Raw genomic sequence first — 17,748 nt, 5'->3', positions numbered from 1 at the left:
CGTGGCACCCGCACGAACATGACAGCGCGTCAGCATACATCGACGGAGAGTGCCGTGCGGTGCGGCGTCTTCCGCTTCCACCGTCCCGGCCCGGGCCGCCCAGTCCGGTATTCACGCAGCGCTGTCGGGGACTTCGGCCGCGCCGCCGGCCTTGACGGCGTCGACGACGCGTTCATGGAACGCGGCGAGACCGTCCGGCGGGTTCGGGGCCGGGCTGCCGGTGAGGGTGTACCACTCCCCCGCTCCCGTGTACTGGATCCTCACCTGGACGGTGCCGTCGGGCCCGGGCTCGCTGGTGAGGGTGACGTCGCCGGTGATGACGCCGACCTCGTCGGTCATCACCCCGCCCGGTCCCGCCTTCACGTGTGCGGTCAGGGCAACGGCGCCGTCCTGGCTGCGGCCGGGGTGCGGGGCGTCGCCTCGCGGGTTGCTCGTCATGAGGGGCGTGTCTCCAGCATCTCGGTCAGCTCCGTCTTCTCCGCCTCGGCGGTGGTTCCGCGCCGGCGCCGTGTCCGCCGCGCGCTGCCGGCAGTGCGCGCAGCGCTCGCGGCCGTCCCAGACCGACCAGCCGAAGTCGGCCGGGGCGAGGGAGCGGCCCTCCAGCTCGGTGCGGACCGCCTCGCGGTACGCCCAGACCGCGTCCAGGTAGGGATGGTAGAGGTCGTGGAACGCGGGGCTCGAGATGCCGGCGCCCGCAGCGACCGCCCTTCGCAGAGCACGGAGGCGTTCGAACATGGTCTGGCCCGCGCCCGCGATGCGGGTGCTCGCGTCGAGGAAGAGACGCTCGCGCACCTCGTAGATGCGGGCGTCGGTCAGCGCCAGGCGGCTCGCCTCCTCCAGGCCGGTCGCCCCGCCGCCGTTCTGTGCGAGGCGCCGCAGTTCGGTGTGGGCCGCGCCCGCGGCCGCTATGAACTCCGTGTAGACGTCCCGGCGGCGCGCCTGAAGGGTGCGGCGGTGTTCCTGGCGGGTCCGCAGGCGGTCGGCGAGCACCGTGCCCGCTATCGCGATCAGACCACCGCCCAAGGTGGCGACGAGCGTGCCCCACTCCATACCGTGTCCCCCGATCGGTGTTCCGGGAGGGTGCATACCCCGTGCCCCCGTCCCTCCAGATCATGCCCGACAGCCGGGGCGGACCGTGCCCCACCTGATCGCAGCCCCGGGCTCGTGGCGCCTCATAGGCCACAGCGCGATGAGTCCTGGCCGCGCGGGCGGGCAACTGGCTTCGGACGGCGGGCGCGTCGCACGCCGGGTTACCGACCAAAGCCTCCCCGGTCCGGGACCATCGGCCCCCCTCGGCCGTCGGGTCCGGGGCAGGGGCCCACGGGTAACCGCCCATCGCGCGAGCACCCAGTGAGGTACCCCCTTGACCACGGAACAGTACGCGGCGCCCCCCGAGCACCACCGGATGGGGCGTCGGGAGCGCGCGAACCGCCGCTTGGCTCCCGATCCGAGTTCCGCCATCCCCTGGGGCGTACGGGTCGGCGCCGAGGCGGCGTGGCGGCTGATCGTCCTCGCCGGCGCCCTGTGGCTCCTGATGCGCGTGGTGGCCACCGTGCAGCTGGTGGCGTTCGCCTTCGTCGTCGCCCTCTTCGCCACGGCCCTGCTGCGTCCCGCCGTGTGCCGCCTGGAACGCTCGGGTGTCCACCGAGGCCTCGGCACCGCCTTCGTCATCGTGGCCGGATTCGCGGTGGTGACGCTGATCGGCTGGTTCGTCGTCTGGCAGGTGGTCGCCAACTCCGACGACGTCGCCGGCCGCCTCCAGGAAGGCATCCACCAGCTGCGCTCCTGGGCCCTGCGCAGTCCCCTCCACGTCACGGACCAGCAGGTCGAAGGGGCAGCCCAGAGCCTCAGCGACGCCGTCGGCGCCAACGCCGCGAAGCTCGCCACGACCGGCCTGCAGGGCGCCACCTTCGTGGCCGAGTTCCTGACCGGGGCCCTGCTGACGGCCTTCTCCACCCTGTTCCTGGTCTACGACGGTCCCCGGGTCTGGCGCTGGGTGCTCGGCCTGGTTCCCTCCGCCGGGAGGCCCGCCGTGGCGGCGGCGGCCCCGTACGCGTGGCGCACCCTGACCGCCTACGCGCGCGGCACCGTGGCCGTGGCCTTCATCGACGGCCTCTTCATCGGGCTCGGCCTGTACTTCCTTGACGTCCCGCTGGCCGTGCCGCTGGCGGCGCTGGTCTTCCTGTGCGCGTTCGTCCCGCTCGCGGGCGCCGTGGCCTCCGGAGCGGTCGCCGTCCTCGTCGCGCTGGTGACCTGCGGGCCGGTCACCGCGCTCGCGGTGCTGCTCATCGTCCTGGCGGTGCAGCAGCTCGAAGGACACGTCCTGCAGCCCTTCATCCTCGGCCGCGCCGTCCGCGTGCACCCGCTGGCCGTCATCCTGTCCGTCGCGGCAGGCGGTCTGGCGGCAGGCATCGCCGGCGCCGTGATCGCCGTACCCCTCGTCGCGGTGGGCAACACGATGGTGGTCCAGCTCCGCCGCGCCGCCCGGACGGAGTCCCAGGAGATTCCAAAAAATTAGGTTTGATCCTATTTATCCCGGACACCCTCAGGGGTGCCCGTACCTCCCCTATCGAAAGATCACCATGGGAATCATCGCCTGGATCCTCCTCGGCCTGCTGGCTGGAGCCATCGCCAAAGCCATCACCCCGGGCCGCGACCCGGGCGGCTGCCTGATCACGATGCTCATCGGCATCGTGGGCGGCCTGCTCGGAGGATGGCTGGGGAAGGTCATCTTCGGCGTCGACTCGATCAACGGGTTCTTCCACCTCTCGACCTGGATCGCGGCCGTCGCGGGCTCGGTCGTGCTCCTGCTGCTCTACCGGCTCGTAGCGGGCCGCCGCGGCCACTGAGCCGCCGGGGGGGGGGAGGGAGGGCGGGCGGAGGAACGCTGTTCCCGCACCACGCCCCCCTTCCCCGCCCCCACAACCCCCGCACACGTCATCGCACACCGCACCTGTTCCACCGGAGATTCCATGTCGGACCCACGCAAGAGCCCCTTCGCGACCGTCAACCCGTACACCGGCGAAACCCTCGCCGAGTTCCCGCCCGTCGAGGGTGAGGAGGCCGACGCCGCGCTCGACCTCGCCGCCGAGGCGTACGAGGCCTGGCGCGGACGGCCGATCGCGCAGCGCGCGGCCGTCGTCGGACGCGCGGCCGACCTGATGCGGGAACGCAAGGAGGAGCTGGCCCGGCTCATCACCCTGGAGATGGGCAAGCTCATCGGCGAGGCACGCGCGGAGGTGGACCTCGCCGCGTCCATCCTCGAGTACTACGCGCGCCGGGGGCCCGAGTTCACCGCCGCCGAACCGCTCGACGTCGCCGAGGGCGAGGCCTATCTCGTCACCGAGCCGATCGGCGTGCTGATGGGCGTCATGCCGTGGAACTTCCCCCTCTACCAGGTGGTCCGCTTCGCCGGGCCCAACCTGGTGCTGGGCAACACCGTGCTCGTCAAGCACGCCGGCATCTGCCCGCAGTCCGCGCTCGCCCTGGAGTCGCTGTTCCAGGACGCGGGCGCCCCCGAGGGCGTCTACACGAACCTCTTCGTGAGTCACGAGGAGGTCGGACGCATGATCGACGGCCCGATCGTCCGGGGAGCCTCCCTGACCGGCAGCGAGAAGGCGGGGGCCGAGGTCGCCGGACGGGCCGGGCGGAACCTGAAGCCCAGCCTTCTGGAACTGGGTGGCAGCGACGCCTTCATCGTCCTCGACGGTGAGCACTTGGAGCGCACCGTCGCCGCCGCGGTATCGGGCCGGATGGCGAACACCGGGCAGAGCTGCGTGGCGGCGAAGCGGTTCATCGTCCTGGACGAGGTGTACGAGGACTTCGTGGCCGGCATGCGCCACGCGTTCGAGGCCCTGCGGCCGGGCGACCCCGCCGACGGGGAGACGACCCTCGGCCCCCTCTCCTCCGAACGGGCCGCGTCGGACCTCGTCGACCAGATCCGCGAGACGGTGGAGCAGGGTGCGGAGCTGGTCACCGGCGGCCACCGGATCGACCGACCGGGCGCCTTCGTCGAACCCACGATCCTCACCGGCGTCAAGCCCGGCATGCGGGCCTACGCCGAGGAGCTCTTCGGGCCGGCCGCGGTCGTGTACCGGGTCGCCGACGAGGACGAGGCCGTCGCCCTGGCCAACGACAGCCAGTACGGCCTCGGCGGGTCCGTGTTCTGCGCGGACGTGGAACGGGGGCGTCGGGTGGCCGAGCGCATCGAGACCGGCATGGTCTGGGTCAACCACCCGACCTCGACCCAGCCCGACCTGCCCTTCGGCGGCATCAAGCGGTCCGGCTACGGCCGGGAGCTCTCCGACCTCGGCATGCGCGAGTTCGCGAACCGCAAGCTCGTCCGGATCCTTCCTCCCGGCGCGGCGCTCAGCGGGATCGCCGGCTGAGCGATCCGGCCGCAGCCCGCACCTTCCCATCCTCCCAGCCAGCACCGGTACGGCTTTCACTGCCGCCGGCGACGTCAGGAGCACACGTGAGCGCAGTACCCGCCATTACCCTCAACAACGCCGTTCAGATACCCCAGTTGGGCTTCGGCACCTTCCAGATCCCGCCCGAGGAGACCCGGGACACGACGCTGGCCGCCCTGGAGGCCGGCTACCGCCACATCGACACGGCGCAGATGTACGGGAACGAGAGGGAGGTAGGTCAGGCGGTCCGCGGTTCGGGGCTCGACCGCGCCGACGTCTTCGTGACCAGCAAACTCTCCAACGACGTCCACACGCACGACGACGTCCTGCGGGCGTACGACCGCAGTCTGGACGTGATGGGCCTCGACCACCTCGACCTCTTCCTCATCCACTGGCCGCTGCCCGGCCGCCGCGACTTCGTGGAGACCTGGAAGGCCCTGGAGGAGATCTACCGATCCGGACGGGCCAGGGCCATCGGCGTCTCCAACTTCCAGCCCCACCACCTGCGGCGGCTGATGGAGGGCAGCCTGGTGGTACCCGCCGTCAACCAGATCGAGGTGCACCCCTACCTCACCCAGGACGACGTCAGGGCCTACGGCGCGGAGCACGCCATCGCCACCGAGGCCTGGTCCCCCATCGCCCAGGGCAAGGTGCTCGACGCCCCGGCCATCCGGCGCGCAGCGGAGCGCGTGGGCAAGTCGGCCGCCCAGGTGACCCTGCGCTGGCACCTGCAGCGCGGGGACATCGTCTTCCCCAAGTCCGTGACCCGCGCGCGCATCGAGGAGAACTTCGACCTCTTCGACTTCGAGCTCTCCGCGGGGGACATGGGCGAGATCTCCGCGCTGAACCGTGACGAACGGACCGGCCCCGACCCGGACGGCTTCACCGGCTGAGAGGCACGGTCCCGGCACCGCGCGACGCACACCGCACACCGCACACCTCGCACCCTGCGGTGCCGGACCGTGCGGTGCCGAACCGTGCGGTGCCGAACCGTGCGGTGCCGGACCGTGCGCCGGATGTCCGCATCGGGCGTCATGTCCGTTCCGGCCCGGTTCCTTCGGCTACTTCTGAGTATTCATACGATCATGTAGCGTCCGGAATCTCTTGATCCGCTTCCGTGACCTGCCGCTCGATGAGGATTCATGTTCGCTCATGCCGACGCACCAATCGCCGTACTCCTGAGGCGAATCACCCGCGACAAGCCATCTCGAACAGCCGACAGGGGGGCGCGCCCTTGAGATTCCGGCTCAGCCGCTCGAATGACGCCTCCCCCCACACGTCCCCGAAGGACCCGGTACCCGGACCGGATCCGGCCATGGAACCCCCGGAACCCGCGGACATCGCGGCACCGCTCTCCCCGCAAGAGATCGACCTCCTGCGTGCGTCCGTCTCGGTGGTCGAGCCGCTCGCCGCGGACATGACGGTCTACTTCTACGCGATCCTCTTCGCGCGCTACCCCGAGGTCCGCCCGATGTTCCCGCCGGGGATGGACGCCCAGCGCGGACGCCTCCTGCGCGCGCTGCTGCGCATCGTGGACCTGGTCGACGACCCGGGCAGTCTGGTCCGCTTCTGCGAACACCTCGGCCGCGATCACCGCAAGTTCGGCGCGCTCAGCGTGCATTTTCCCGCCGTGGGCGAGTGCCTCCTCGCCTCGTTGGCCCGCTACGCCGGCCCCGCGTGGACCGCTGACATCGCCGCCGTCTGGACCAAGGCCTACGGCCTGGTCGCCCACGTCATGATCGGCGCCGCCGAGCAGGACGCGGCGCAACGGCCCGCCGTGTGGCCCGCGACGGTCGTGCACCGCGTCTCGCGCGGCCACGGCATCGCCGAGATCACCGTACGGCCCCACACGGCCTACGCGTACGCCGCCGGACAGTACGTCAGCGTCGAGACTCCCTGGTGGCCGAAGCTCTGGCGCTACTACTCCCCCGCCAACGCGCCCCGCGAGGACGGCACCCTCACCCTGCACGTACGCGCGGTGACCGGAGGCGCGGTCAGCGGCGCCCTGGTCCATCGTGCGGTCGTGGGCGACGTGATCCGGCTGGGGCCCCCGATGGGGGACATGGTTCTGGACGCGGCCGTGTACAGCGATCTCCTGCTCGTCGCCGGGGGCACCGGCCTCGCCCCGATCCGCGCGCTCGTCGAAGAAGTGGCCCGGCGCGGCGAGCACCACCAGGTGGACCTGTTCCTCGGGGCCCGGACCGGGGACGAGCTGTACGGCGTCGACGACATGCTCCGCATGTCCCAGCGACACCACTGGCTGACCATCAGGGGTGCGGTCTCCCACGGGCAGATCCCCGGGCTCCAGGGGGCCCTGCCGGACGTTCTGGCCGAGTTCGGGCCGTGGTACCAGCACGACGCCTTCCTCAGCGGCCCGGCACGGATGGTCGTCTCGGCCAAGGAGGCACTCACCGTGGCCGGCACCGCGTCCGACCGCATCCATCACGACCCGTTCGAAACACCCGTCCTGTCGCTCCCCTGAGCCGAGAACCTGCCCGAACCGCCAGGAGAACACCCTGTGACATTGCCCCCGCCGACCTTCGGATCAGCAGGCGAGCACCGGCTGCAGCAACAGCTGGGCACCGCGGACCGCGCCGCCCGCTTCTACGGGAAACAGGTGCACCCCCACCTCACGCCCGAGATGCGGGACTTCATCGGCCGCCAGAGCATGGTCTTCCTCGCCACGGCCGACACCCACGGAGAATGCGACGCCAGCTTCCGCGCCGGGCCACCCGGATTCGTCCACGTCCTCGACGACCGGACGCTCGCCTACCCCGAGTTCCGCGGCAACGGCGTGTTCGCCAGCGCCGGGAACATCGCGGACAACCCCCATCTGGGCATGCTCTTCGTGGACTTCACCCACGACCGCATAGGCCTCCACGTCAACGGCGTGGCCCGGCTCCACACGGACGGCGCCCTGCGCTCCCTCCACCCCGGACTGCCCACCGGGGTCGCGCCCGGGCGCCCTCCCGAGATGTGGGTGCACCTGAGCGTCGACGAGGCGTACATCCACTGTTCCAAGTACATCCCCCGCATGGAGCCCTCGGCCCGTACCGCCGGCCACGACGGTCCGCGCCCCCGCGACCCGGACTACTTCACCCGACCGCAGCACGAGGGGGACCTCCCCGTGCCACGGGGCGTACGACCAGCCCCCGGCCCGGCAAGCCGGTTGCGACGCCTCCGGCGGTTCATCCGTACCCGCCCCGGCCTCCCGCCCGCGTAGGCACTGCTCTGCGGCCGAGGATGCTCGCCGCCGAGGGCGCCCGACGAGCATCCGAACCCGCCGGATCGCCCCGGCTCCCCTCCGAGGGGGCCGGGGCGTCGGCGTGTCCGCGCGGGGCCAGGACGTGGCTTCGCCCCGCATACGCCCTCGCCCCGGATGTAGTATCGGATGACCGGAAGTAAAAACGTGTGGTCACCGGCCGCACGCGCACACGCGGCATCGAACGATCCGCCACTTCTTCACCTCGAAGGAGTGCGCGTTGAGTGTTCGTCGCGATGGAGCCGTCGGAACTCCCCCCGAAACCTCTCGGCCGCCGAGGTCCCTGCGTGAAGCCCGGGTGGCCCTCGCGGGGCTGTCCGCGGTGTTCCTGTTCGAGATGCTCGACAACTCGATCCTCAACGTCGCGTTGCCGACGATCGGCCGCGAGCTGTCGGCGTCGGCGGCCCTGCTGCAGTGGATCACGGGCGTGTACTCCGTCGTGTTCGGCGGGCTCATGCTGGCCCTCGGGGCGCTGGCCGACCGGGTGGGGCGCCGCGGAGTCATGCTGGCCGGGCTGGTGCTGCTCGGTGGCGCGAGCCTGGCGACCGCCTTCGTGACCAGCGCGGAACAGCTCATCGCGGTCCGGGCGGTGACGGGCCTCGCGGCCGCGATGACGACGCCGGGCTCCCTCGCCCTGGCGTTCCGGCTGTTCGACGAGGACGGGCTCCGGGTCCGTGCGACGACGCTGATCTCGACCGTGGGGCTGGTCGGGCTCGCCCTCGGGCCCACGGTGGGCGGCTTGGTCCTCGCCGTGGCCCCGTGGCAGGTGCTGCTGCTGGTGAACGTGCCGATCGCCGCGCTCGCGTACCTCGGCATCCGGCGCGGCATCCCCGCCGACAGGGCGGACGAACTGCACCGGGATCCGTTCGACGGCGCGGGTGCGCTGCTCGGCACGGCCGCGATCGTACTCGCCCTGCTCGCCCCGACCTTGTTCGTCGGGGCCGGCGCCGCGTCCGCGCTGCCCTGGCTGGCCACCGCCGCGGCCGTCGTGACGGCGGTGCTGTTCGTCGTACGCGAGCGGGGTGCCCGTCATCCGCTGCTCGACCTCCGGCTCCTCGCCCGACCGCTCGTGTCGAGCGGCCTGGCCTTCAAGGCCGCCTCGGGCCTCGCGACGGCCGGCCTCGGCTACCTCGTGACCCTCCAGCTCCAGCTCGACTGGGGCTGGACGCCCGCCCGGGCGGCGCTGGGCATGCTGCCGCAGGTCGTCGTCCTCATCGCCGGCGGCGCGGTCATCGGTCCGCTGGTGGCGCGCTTCGGTCTCGGCAACGCCGCCCGGCTCGGCGCCGGAGCGGTCGTGTGCGGGCTCGCCGTCTACGGGCTGCTGGGGCGTTTCGGCTACGCGTGGGTCGCACTCGCGCTGGTGCTCGTCGCCGCGGGCATGCGCGTGGTGGGGGTCGTCGCCGGGACCAACGTGATGCGCGGCCTCCCGGCGGGCCGCACCACCATCGGAGCCGCGCTGGTGGACACCGCCGGCGAAGTCACCGCCGCAATCGGCATCGCGGTCACCGGGACGGCGCTGGCCGCGCTCTTCACCGGCGACCTCACCGCGTCGGGCTGGACCGCGCACCAGAGCGCGGAGTTCCGGGAGGCGGTCACCTGGGCCGCACTCGCCCTCATGGTCCTGGCGGCGGCGCTGGTGGCATGGGGCATCTCGCGCGGCCGGCAGGGCCGGCGGGTGGGTGCGGACGGCTTGTCGGGGGGCGGCGCGTAGGGAGCGGCGTGTAGGGGGGCAGCGCGCGGAACGGATCACGGCCGCCGTTCCCGGCCACGCCAACGTCTGACACGGGCACGGGCCTGGGCACACCGCGATCGGCGCCGTCTCGTACGGCCACCCCGGAGGGGGCCCGTAGCCCGCGTCAGCCGGGCGGATTCCGCGCTGCCCGACGCGCTCGGCGGTGCTACGCGTCGCCCTTGAGCACGTCGCGCCAGCCCGGGTAGAGGGTGTCGGCGTCGGCGGTGAAGGAGGCGAAGGCGCCCTTCAGTTCCGGGTGTTCCTGGGCGTAGTCCACCAGGTCGATGCCCTGCTGCCAGGCGTCCTGGGCCTGGCGCAGGGACTTGGCGCCCGCCGTGCCGCCGTCGCGGTGGCCGAAGGCGCCGCCGCCGGAGGTCTGGATGACGTTGGAGTGCCCCAGGTTGTCGAAGAAGCCCGGGAGGCGCAGGGCGTTCATGCCGCCGGAGATGATCGGGGTCGTGGCCTTCATGCCGAGCCACTCCTGCCGGTAGAAGGGGCCGTCGGCGGCGTCCTGCTCCAGCATGAAGGCGATGGCCTTGTCGGCGGTGTCGCCCTCCATCTTGCCGAAGCCCATGGTGCCGGTGTGCATGCCGGAGGCGCCCTGCAGGCGGGTCATCTTGCAGTGCACGAAGGACGTGTAGCCCCGCTGGGACTGGGGGCTGGTCACGGCCCCGTGGCCGGCCCGGTGGAAGTGGAGGAACTGACCGGGGAAGTTGCGCCGCGCGGTGGTCACGGCCGTCGGGCCGGCGACGTACCCGTCGACGAGGAAGGCCACGTGGTCGGCGTTCTCCGCGAACGTCTCCAGGATGTACTCACCGCGCGCGATCATCTCGGCCGGGTCGTCGGCGGTGATGTTGGCGGAGAAGAGCTTGGCCTCGCCCGTGGCGTCCTGCGCGCGGCGCATCGCGTCGGCGACCGCCTTCATCGTCTCCTTGAGCGGTGCGAAGACCTGGTTGCCCTGGGGCTCGTCGTTCTTGATGAAGTCCCCGCCCAGCCAGAACTGATGACAGGCGTCCGCGAACGGCTGGGGCCGCAGGCCCAGTTTGGGCTTGATGATGGTGCCGACGACCATGCCGCCGTTCTCGACCGGGCGGTCGAGGACGCGCCACATGTCCCGGATGTTCATGGTCGGGCCGTCGAACAGGCGGAGGTAGGCCGGCGGGACGTGGAAGTCGAGCATCTTCGCGTACTCGACGTCGCCCATGCCCTGGTTGTTGCCGATGGTCAGGGTGAGGAAGGAAGCGATCATCGCGCGGCCGTCGATGATGTTGCGGTCGAAGAGCTCCACCGGGTAGGCGATCTTCATGAGTTCCCGGGCCTCGTCGATCTCGTAAACGAGGGCGTCGACCCCCTTGGTGAAGTCGTCCGTGGTGCACACCTCGACGTTGGTGCCGGTCGAGGACTCCGCGGCGAAGTGGGCGGCGGTGGAGAGGTAGTCGCCGTGGCCCGCCTTGGGCTTCATGCTGTACGCGCACAGCACGTGGCGGCCGCCCTCGATGAGGGCTTCTTCCGTGAGGGCGAGATGCGCGTAGCGGCTCGACTGGTCCATGATCTCTCCTGCTGGTTCTCGGTACGGGGGGGGGTGGTTGGGGGCGGGTGCCGTCGGTCAGGACGTCGGGGAGTCCAGGACTTCGGGGTTCGCGCAGTGGGCGAGCGGCTCGCCGCGCAGGAAGCGGCCCACCTCACCGGCGACGATGCGGGCCGCCTTGTGCGCGACCTCCTGGCTTCCGCCCGCGATGTGCGGGGTCATGACGATGCCGGGCGTGGTCAGCAGCCGGGAGCCGGCCGGGACGGGCTCCTCGTCGTACACGTCGAAGCCGGCGCCGGCGAGCTGCCCGGAATCCAGCGCGTCGCACACCGCCGGGTAGTCCAGGAGCGCGCCGCGGGCGCAGTTCACGAGGACGGAGCCGCGCGGCATCATGGCGATCTGCTCGGCGCCGAGCATGCCCTTGGTCTCCTCGGTCACCCGGGCGTGGAGCGAGACGATGCGGGAGCGGGTCAGCAGTGCCTCGAGGGAGGCCTGCTCGACGCCTTCCGCGAGCGCCGCGGGGTCCACGTACGGATCGTGGACCAGGACCCGGGCTCCCATGGCGAGGAGGACCTTCGCGACGCGGGAGCCGATGGCTCCGTAGCCGATCAGGCCCACGGTGGCGCCGTCGATCTCGATGCCGCAGGTGTCGTAGTCGTAGTAGTCGCCGCGCCAGGCGCCCTGGCGCAGGTCGGCATGGGTGTCGCCCACGCCGCGGGCCGCGGCGAGCAGCAGGGTGAGGGTGTGCTCGGCGGTGGCGACGGCGTTGCGGCCGGGGGCGAAGCAGACGGCGACTCCGTGGGCCGTGGCCGCCGCGAGGTTGGCGTTCACCGGGCCGCCGCGGCTGATGCACATCAGCTTGAGGTCGGGGCAGTTCGCGAGGATGCGCTCGGTGAGCGGGGCGAGCTGGGTGACGCAGACCTCCGCGCCCTGGAGCGCTTCGATGAGCTCGTCCTCGGTGCCGGACGCCTCGATGACCTCGGCCACGGGGCCGAAGGGGGTGTGCGGCCAGGGCAGCTGGATCTCGGACACGTCCACCGCTCCGCCCGTGGCGGCCACGACCTCCTGGGTGAGGAGGCGGGGAAGGACGAAGTGGTCGCCGGCTGCGAGGACCTTGGTGTGCATGGGGTGGGTTCTCCTGGTGGTGGTGTGTGCGGTGGGGGGAGGGGGAGGTCGGGGCCGCTGGTGCTACCGGTCCGCGGGCGGCGGGGTGGGCACCGGTGCGGCGTTGAAGCGCAGGAGCGCCGGCCGGCCGGCGCCGAGGCGGATCTCGGTGAGGGTGCCGTTGTCGAGTACGGGGAACACCTGGCGGTAGGCGGACAGGTCGATGCCCAGCAGCTCGCACAGCAGGACCCGGAAGAGGGCGTTGTGGGCGACCACGAGGATCCGGCCGCCGGGGAACTCCCGGTGGACCTCTTCCAGGCAGGCCCGGGCCCGGTCGGCGGCGGCCCTCGGGTCCTCCCCTCCGGGCAGGTGGTGGGTGACGGGGTCGCGGAGGAACGCCGCGTGCTCCTCGGGGAACCGTTCCGCCATCTCCGCCAGGTTCAGGCCCTCACCCCGGCCGAAGTCGATCTCGTAGAGCCGTGGATCCTCCCGGGGGGTCGCGCCGATTGCGCGGGCGGCGGGCGCCGCGGTGAGCCGGGCCCGGGAGAGCGGCGAGTGCAGCACCGCGTCGAAGGAGCGGGTGCGCGCCCAGTCGGCGAGTTCCTCGGCCTGGCGCAGGCCGCGTTCGGTGAGGGCGATGTCGGCGCGGCCGGCGTAGCGGTTCTCGGTGTGCCAGACGGTCTCGCCGTGGCGGACGAGGACGAACTCGGTCGGGGTGCCGGCGGCAGGGGTCTTCGGGGCCTTCGCGGCCGGCGTGTTCGGGGTGGGCGTGTTCGGGGGCGGCGTGTGCGGGGTCGGCGGGTTCATCGCTGGGCGGCCCTTTCCCGGGCGTGGTCGGCGACCGCGGGGCGCAGCCAGCCGCGGCGGACGAGTTCGTCGAGGAAGCCGAGGTAGACCGGAGTCCAGTGGGCGGTGCGCGCGGGGTCCGGTTCGATGCGCTCGCCCGCGCGGACCAGCTGTGCGGCGGCCTGCACCACGCCGACGCCGCTGGACGTGGCGGCGAGTACGGCCATGCCGACCGCTCCCTCCGCCTGCGCGGGCACCTGGACGGGGCGGCCGAGCACGTCGGCGCGCAGCCGGTTCCAGTACGGGTTCTTCGCGCCGCCGCCGGTGAGGGTGAGCGGCCCGTCGACGGGAGCGCCGAGCAGGTCGAGGTAGTCGAAGCAGAGCCGCTCCACGCAGGCGACACCCAGGAGGTGCGCGTGGAAACGCTCGGCCTCGTCCGCCGGGTCGCCGAGGACGAAGGGCTCCGCGCCGGGTGCGCGGAAGGGGAAGCGCTCCCCTCCGGTGGAGACCAGGGGGTACGCGACGGCGCTGGTGGGGGCCGCGGCGGCCCTGCGGGTGAGGTCGTCGAGGTCGGCGCCCGGGAATGCGCGGGAGAGAGCTCCGGCGCCGCTGCTGGAGGCTCCGCCGGGGAGCCAGCTGTCACCCGGGCCCCGGTGGCAGTAGACGACGCCGTCGGGGTCCCGGATCAGGTGCGGGCTCGTTCCCTTGAGGACCAGGGTGGTGCCGAGTACCGAGTTCCAGGCGCCGGGGGTCAGGGCGCCCGCACCGATCTGGGCGGCGCAGCCGTCGGTCATCCCGGCCACGATGGCAGTGCCTTCGGGGATGCCGGTCGCCTCGGCGGCGGCCGCGCAGACTGCGCCGAGCACCGTGCCGGGGCGCACCACGGCGGGCAGCAGAGCGGCGGTGACGCCGAGTTCGTCGAACTCCCGGTCCGGCCAGTGCTCCTCGACGAGGTGGTAACCGGTCTTGAGGGCGTGGCTGGCATCGGCGGGAACCTGGTGGCCGGCGAGCCGCCAGGTGATCAGGTCGGGCTGGTGCAGGAGCCGGAGCCCCGCCCCCGCCCGGTGGACGGCGGGGGTCGGGTGGTCGAGGAGCCAGAGGAGTTTGGGCAGGGCCCAGGAGGGCTGCATCGAGCGGTAGCCGAGCTCCTCCCAGACCTGACCGCCCACCGCGTTGACCCGTTCGGCCTGGGCGGCGGCGCGCCCGTCGTCGTACATGAGGCCCGGGGTGAGCGGCGTACCGTCCGCGTCGGCGAGCAGGACCGTGCCGGAGGTGGCGTCGATGGCGAGGCCGCGGACCCGGCGCGGGTCGATGCCCGTGAGGGCTTCGCGGCAGGCGCCGGCCAGCGCGCTCCACCACTGCTCGGGGTCCTGCTCGTGGTGCGTGCCCTGGCGGTGGCTGGTCAGGGGGCGGGAGGCGGCGGCCAGGACCTCGCCCGTGGCGTCGACGGCGACGCAGCGGGCGGACTGGGTGCCGAGGTCGAGTCCGAGCCAGACGGAGTCGGCGGGGAGGTGCGCGGCCGCCGGCGGGCCGGTCATGAACAACGCGAGGGTGGTCTCCTCGGACGAGGTCCCGTCGGGCAGGACCCCATCGGGCCGTGGCCGTGCGGGCAGGGGCTGGTCAGGCATGGTGCGCTCCGGTTCGCGGGGTGGGGGTGGTCTCGTACGCCGTGCGCGGCCGTGCGGTGGGGGCGGCCGCGGGGGCGGAGGGGGATGCGGGCGCCGGTACGGGGGCGGACCAGCCGGCGCCGCGGGCCAGGCCGCGCCAGTTGAGGAAGGCCGCGTACGTCTCGTCGTACTGGGCGGACCGGACCGGGTCGGGCTCCCAGACGGAGCGCATGCGCACGTACTTCGCGGCGGCGCCGTGCATGCTGCTCTCGGCTCCGCTGAGGACGAGTCCGGTGAGGAAGGCGCCCTTGGCTCCGAGCTCTGTGTCGCCCGAGCGGGCCGTCGGCACTCCGGTGACGTCGGCGATCAGCTGGCACCAGTCCTCGCTGTTGGCCCCGCCGCCGCACAGCCGCAGCTCCGTGACCGTGGTCCGGGCGGCCTCCAGGGAGTCGCGCAGCACGAGGGAGAGCCCGTCGAGGACGGAGCGGGCGATGTCGGCGCGGGTGTGTTCCAGGGACAGCCCGGAGAAGAGGCCCCGGGCGTGCGGGTCCAGGAACGGTGCCCGCTCGCCGGCGGGTGACAGGTAGGGCAGGAACATCAGGCCCTGGGCGCCCGGCGAGCCGCTGAAGGCGAGTGCGGACAGTTCGGGCGGGCCGTCGAGGTCGAGCAGTCCCGCGGCCCAGCCGAGGACTTCGGCCCCGTTGAGGGTGGGAAAGGCGCGCAGCACGCGTTCGCGGCCCCGGTAGGCGATGTTGATGCCGGAGGGCTCCCCGCTGGTGTCGATCTCCTTGCGGACGATCTCGGTGCACAGGGTGGTGCCCAGGATGGAGCAGGCCTGGCCGGGGTTGACGACGCCCACGCCGCGCGCGGTGGAGGCGATGTCGTACGGGGCCATCACGACGGGGAGTCCGGTGGGCAGGCCCAGCTGACCGGCCGCGGTGGTGGTGATCTCGGCGATGCGCTGCTCCTCGCCGAGGACCTTGGGGAGGAGTCGCGTGTGCGCGGTGAGCCCGAACATCTCGATGATCTGCGGGTCGTAGTCGCCGGTGGCGTGGTCGAGGAACGGGGCCGACGCGTCGGACTCGTCCATGGCGACCTCGCCGGTGAGGCGCAGGAACAGCCAGCCGGCGGCGGTCAGCGAGGCGCTGGAGCGGGCGAGCCGGTCCGGGTCGTTCGCGTCCAGCCAGCTGAAGACCGCGTTGGGCATTCCGCTGCAGGTGAGGGAGCCGTTGCGGCGGAAGGCGGCGTCGAGGACGCCTTCGTTCTGCCAGCGGGTGAGGATGTCGCCGGCGCGCCCGTCGGACCACAGGACGGCCGGTCCGGTGGGGCGGCCCGCGGTGTCGACGAGCCAGGCGCCGTCGCCCTGGGCGGTGAACGTCACGAGCCAGACGGGGTCGTCGATGTCGGCGAGGGCGTTGCGGACGGTGTAGACGACCGTGTTCCACACGGTGTCCATGTCCTGCTCGGCCCAGCCGGGGTGCGGACGGCGCACTTCGGTGGCGAGGCGGGAGACGGCGAGCTCGTTGCCCTGGTCGTCGAAGACCACGGACTTGATCATCGTCGTGCCGACGTCGATGGCGAGTACCGACATGAGCGGTCACAGTCCCTTCGGAGCGGGGGCGGCGGGTGCCGGGGCGAGGGCGAGGCCGGCGGGCAGCGGGGCGTCGCCGGTCGTGGAGCGGGGTTCGGTCCGCGCGTCGGGGGCGGGCGGCGTCCCCTCGGTGGGGGTGGTCTTCAGCAGGAGCGTGAGGAGGGCGCTCACCGCGTGGTATCCGGCGAAGATCCAGGTGACGCCGCCGACTCCGAGCGGGCCGAGGAACACGCTCACGGTGAGCGGGCCGAGGAAGGCGGACGCGCCCGCTCCGAGGTTCAGGGCGGCCATGGCCTGACCCTTGTGGCTCGGGGCGATGGCCGTCATCAGGGCGGAGAGGGGTACGTACCCCGAGAGCGTGGCGCCGTAGAAGACGGCGACCAGGAGGCAGAGCAGGTACTGGGAGCCGACGGCGGTCGGTACGTAGTAGAGGACGAGGGTGGAGAGGGTGCAGCCGAGGCCCCCGCACCAGGCGACCGTGGTGCGCCAGCCGATGCGGTCGCCGATGACGCCGAACATCAGGTTGGTGAAGATGTTGGTGCCGAACATGACGGCCACCAGCCGCAGCCACTGCTCGTTGGTGAGGCCGATCGTGTTCACGAACCACACGGGCAGCATGACCATGAATCCGAACTGCGAGGCGGTGTTGAACATGCGCACCGCCGCGCCCGCGCCGACCTTGGGGTTGCGGTAGAGGATCGTGAGGCTGCCGACCAGGCCGGCCATCGGGCTCTCACCGGCCGGCGCGAGCCGTGCCCGGCCGGTGGGCTCCTTGACCATCAGCAGCGCGACCAGCCCGCCCGCCCCCACCACGCCCAGGGCGACCCACAGGGTGGCGTACTCGCCGATGTGCGGGATCAGCAGGCTCGCGCCGAGCGAGCCGATGGTGGGCAGGCCCGCGGAGAAGGCCGACCAGAACCAGCCCATGGCGCTGCCCATCTGGCGCGCCGGGGCGACGGCCGCGATCCAGACGAGGAAGGAGTACGCGAACAGCGGGAAGGCCAGGCCGCGCAGCGCGTAGGCGAGCAGCAGCAGGGGGTACGACGTGCTCGGGATCGCCACGGCCAGGAAGAAGATGTGGGTGACGGCGAAGGTGAGCAGGCCGAGCCACATCACCCTGCGCGGCCCCCACAGGTCCGACAGCGCGCCGGCGAACCAGGCGGCGACGGCGCCGGTGACTCCGTAGACGGTGAAGACCATCGCCACGCTCGACGCGGCTATGCCGAGGCTTTCGAGATAGGGCGAGAGATATCCGGCTTCGATGCCGACGCCCGACATGAAGACCAGGAGGCCCAGATAGCCCCACGAGATGGAGTGCGGAATGCCGAGACGCGAGAGGATCGTCCCCGGTGGAGCGGACGCGGTGTTCGGGATGTTCGGGGTGTCCGGGGTGTTCTGGGTGTTCGGGACGTTCGGGACGTTCGGGACGTTCGGGGTGTCCGGGGTGTTCGCCATTGAAGCTCCCCTTCTTGCAATGAACGGACCGGGACGCCCTTGTTCGCGTCCCGTGCGCCAGACCGGACGGCCTGGGTGAACACGAGACAACAAGCCCGTCGATTCGCCCGTCAACCACGGTGGAAAACCTCACGCGGCCGAGGCCTTTCGCCATGCGACAAGGACTTTGGGCCCGGCATCGCATTCCGTGCGGTACTCCAGGATGGGCAGCGTCCGACCGTGTGAAACACGTGCGAACTTCACTCGGGACGGAATCCGGAAAATCTGCGGGAAA

At 72.2% G+C, this 17,748-nt stretch carries 14 protein-coding genes; 7 read left to right on the top strand and 7 right to left on the bottom strand.

Translation table 11 applies throughout. The features are described from left to right. Positions 1-111: 111 nt before the first annotated feature. Positions 112-1,050: a hypothetical protein gene (locus ACWCP2_RS24630; protein ID WP_450910741.1), complete on the bottom strand. Its 939-nt coding sequence runs from the start codon at positions 1,048-1,050 to the stop codon at positions 112-114. Positions 1,051-1,405: 355 nt separating this feature from the next. On the opposite strand from ACWCP2_RS24630, the gene ACWCP2_RS24625 reads away from it, so the two are divergent. From ACWCP2_RS24625 to ACWCP2_RS24595, 7 genes are all read left to right on the top strand, one after another. Continuing rightward, positions 1,406-2,518, top strand: coding sequence for an AI-2E family transporter (locus tag ACWCP2_RS24625; protein WP_450910779.1), 1,113 nt, complete (start codon positions 1,406-1,408; stop codon positions 2,516-2,518). 64 nt (positions 2,519-2,582) lie between these two features. Further along, on the top strand, positions 2,583-2,849 hold the full coding sequence (locus ACWCP2_RS24620) for a GlsB/YeaQ/YmgE family stress response membrane protein (protein ID WP_450910740.1): 267 nt from the start codon (positions 2,583-2,585) through the stop codon (positions 2,847-2,849). 123 nt (positions 2,850-2,972) lie between these two features. After that, positions 2,973-4,388 carry an NAD-dependent succinate-semialdehyde dehydrogenase gene (locus ACWCP2_RS24615; protein WP_450910739.1) on the top strand — a complete coding sequence of 472 codons (1,416 nt, stop codon included), beginning with the start codon at positions 2,973-2,975 and terminating at the stop codon, positions 4,386-4,388. An 86-nt stretch (positions 4,389-4,474) separates the two neighbouring features. Beyond that, positions 4,475-5,302 carry an aldo/keto reductase gene (locus tag ACWCP2_RS24610; protein ID WP_450910738.1) on the top strand — a complete coding sequence of 276 codons (828 nt, stop codon included), beginning with the start codon at positions 4,475-4,477 and terminating at the stop codon, positions 5,300-5,302. Positions 5,303-5,724: 422 nt separating this feature from the next. Further along, positions 5,725-6,891: a globin domain-containing protein gene (locus ACWCP2_RS24605; RefSeq protein ID WP_450910737.1), complete on the top strand. Its 1,167-nt coding sequence runs from the start codon at positions 5,725-5,727 to the stop codon at positions 6,889-6,891. A 36-nt stretch (positions 6,892-6,927) separates the two neighbouring features. After that, positions 6,928-7,632: a pyridoxamine 5'-phosphate oxidase family protein gene (locus ACWCP2_RS24600; protein ID WP_450910736.1), complete on the top strand. Its 705-nt coding sequence runs from the start codon at positions 6,928-6,930 to the stop codon at positions 7,630-7,632. A gap of 337 nt (positions 7,633-7,969) precedes the next feature. Next, complete coding sequence (locus ACWCP2_RS24595) at positions 7,970-9,382, top strand: MFS transporter (RefSeq protein ID WP_450910735.1); 1,413 nt, start codon at positions 7,970-7,972, stop codon at positions 9,380-9,382. 187 nt (positions 9,383-9,569) lie between these two features. Here the strand turns inward: ACWCP2_RS24595 and ACWCP2_RS24590 are convergent, their stop codons facing one another. From ACWCP2_RS24590 to ACWCP2_RS24565, 6 genes are all read right to left on the bottom strand, one after another. Next, positions 9,570-10,952, bottom strand: a complete 1,383-nt coding sequence (locus ACWCP2_RS24590) for a ribulose-bisphosphate carboxylase (protein WP_450910734.1) — start codon at positions 10,950-10,952, stop codon at positions 9,570-9,572. Positions 10,953-11,009: 57 nt separating this feature from the next. Further along, a complete protein-coding gene (locus ACWCP2_RS24585; RefSeq protein ID WP_450910733.1) occupies positions 11,010-12,056 on the bottom strand; it encodes a 2-hydroxyacid dehydrogenase in 1,047 nt (348 codons plus the stop codon). A 63-nt stretch (positions 12,057-12,119) separates the two neighbouring features. Further along, positions 12,120-12,842, bottom strand: a complete 723-nt coding sequence (locus ACWCP2_RS24580; RefSeq protein WP_450910732.1) for a histidine phosphatase family protein — start codon at positions 12,840-12,842, stop codon at positions 12,120-12,122. Then, complete coding sequence (locus tag ACWCP2_RS24575) at positions 12,839-14,359, bottom strand: FGGY-family carbohydrate kinase (protein WP_450910778.1); 1,521 nt, start codon at positions 14,357-14,359, stop codon at positions 12,839-12,841. The genes ACWCP2_RS24580 and ACWCP2_RS24575 overlap by 4 nt, the downstream gene beginning before the upstream one ends. Before the next feature lie 82 nt (positions 14,360-14,441). Next, positions 14,442-16,019: an FGGY family carbohydrate kinase gene (locus tag ACWCP2_RS24570; protein WP_450910731.1), complete on the bottom strand. Its 1,578-nt coding sequence runs from the start codon at positions 16,017-16,019 to the stop codon at positions 14,442-14,444. A gap of 6 nt (positions 16,020-16,025) precedes the next feature. Further along, positions 16,026-17,474 carry an MFS transporter gene (locus ACWCP2_RS24565; protein WP_450910730.1) on the bottom strand — a complete coding sequence of 483 codons (1,449 nt, stop codon included), beginning with the start codon at positions 17,472-17,474 and terminating at the stop codon, positions 16,026-16,028. Between the last annotated feature and the right edge of the window lie 274 nt (positions 17,475-17,748).

This window comes from Streptomyces sp. NPDC002104 (assembly GCF_053593795.1).
Note: the sequence above shows the minus strand (reverse complement) of the source record. Positions and strands in the feature narration are given on the sequence as shown.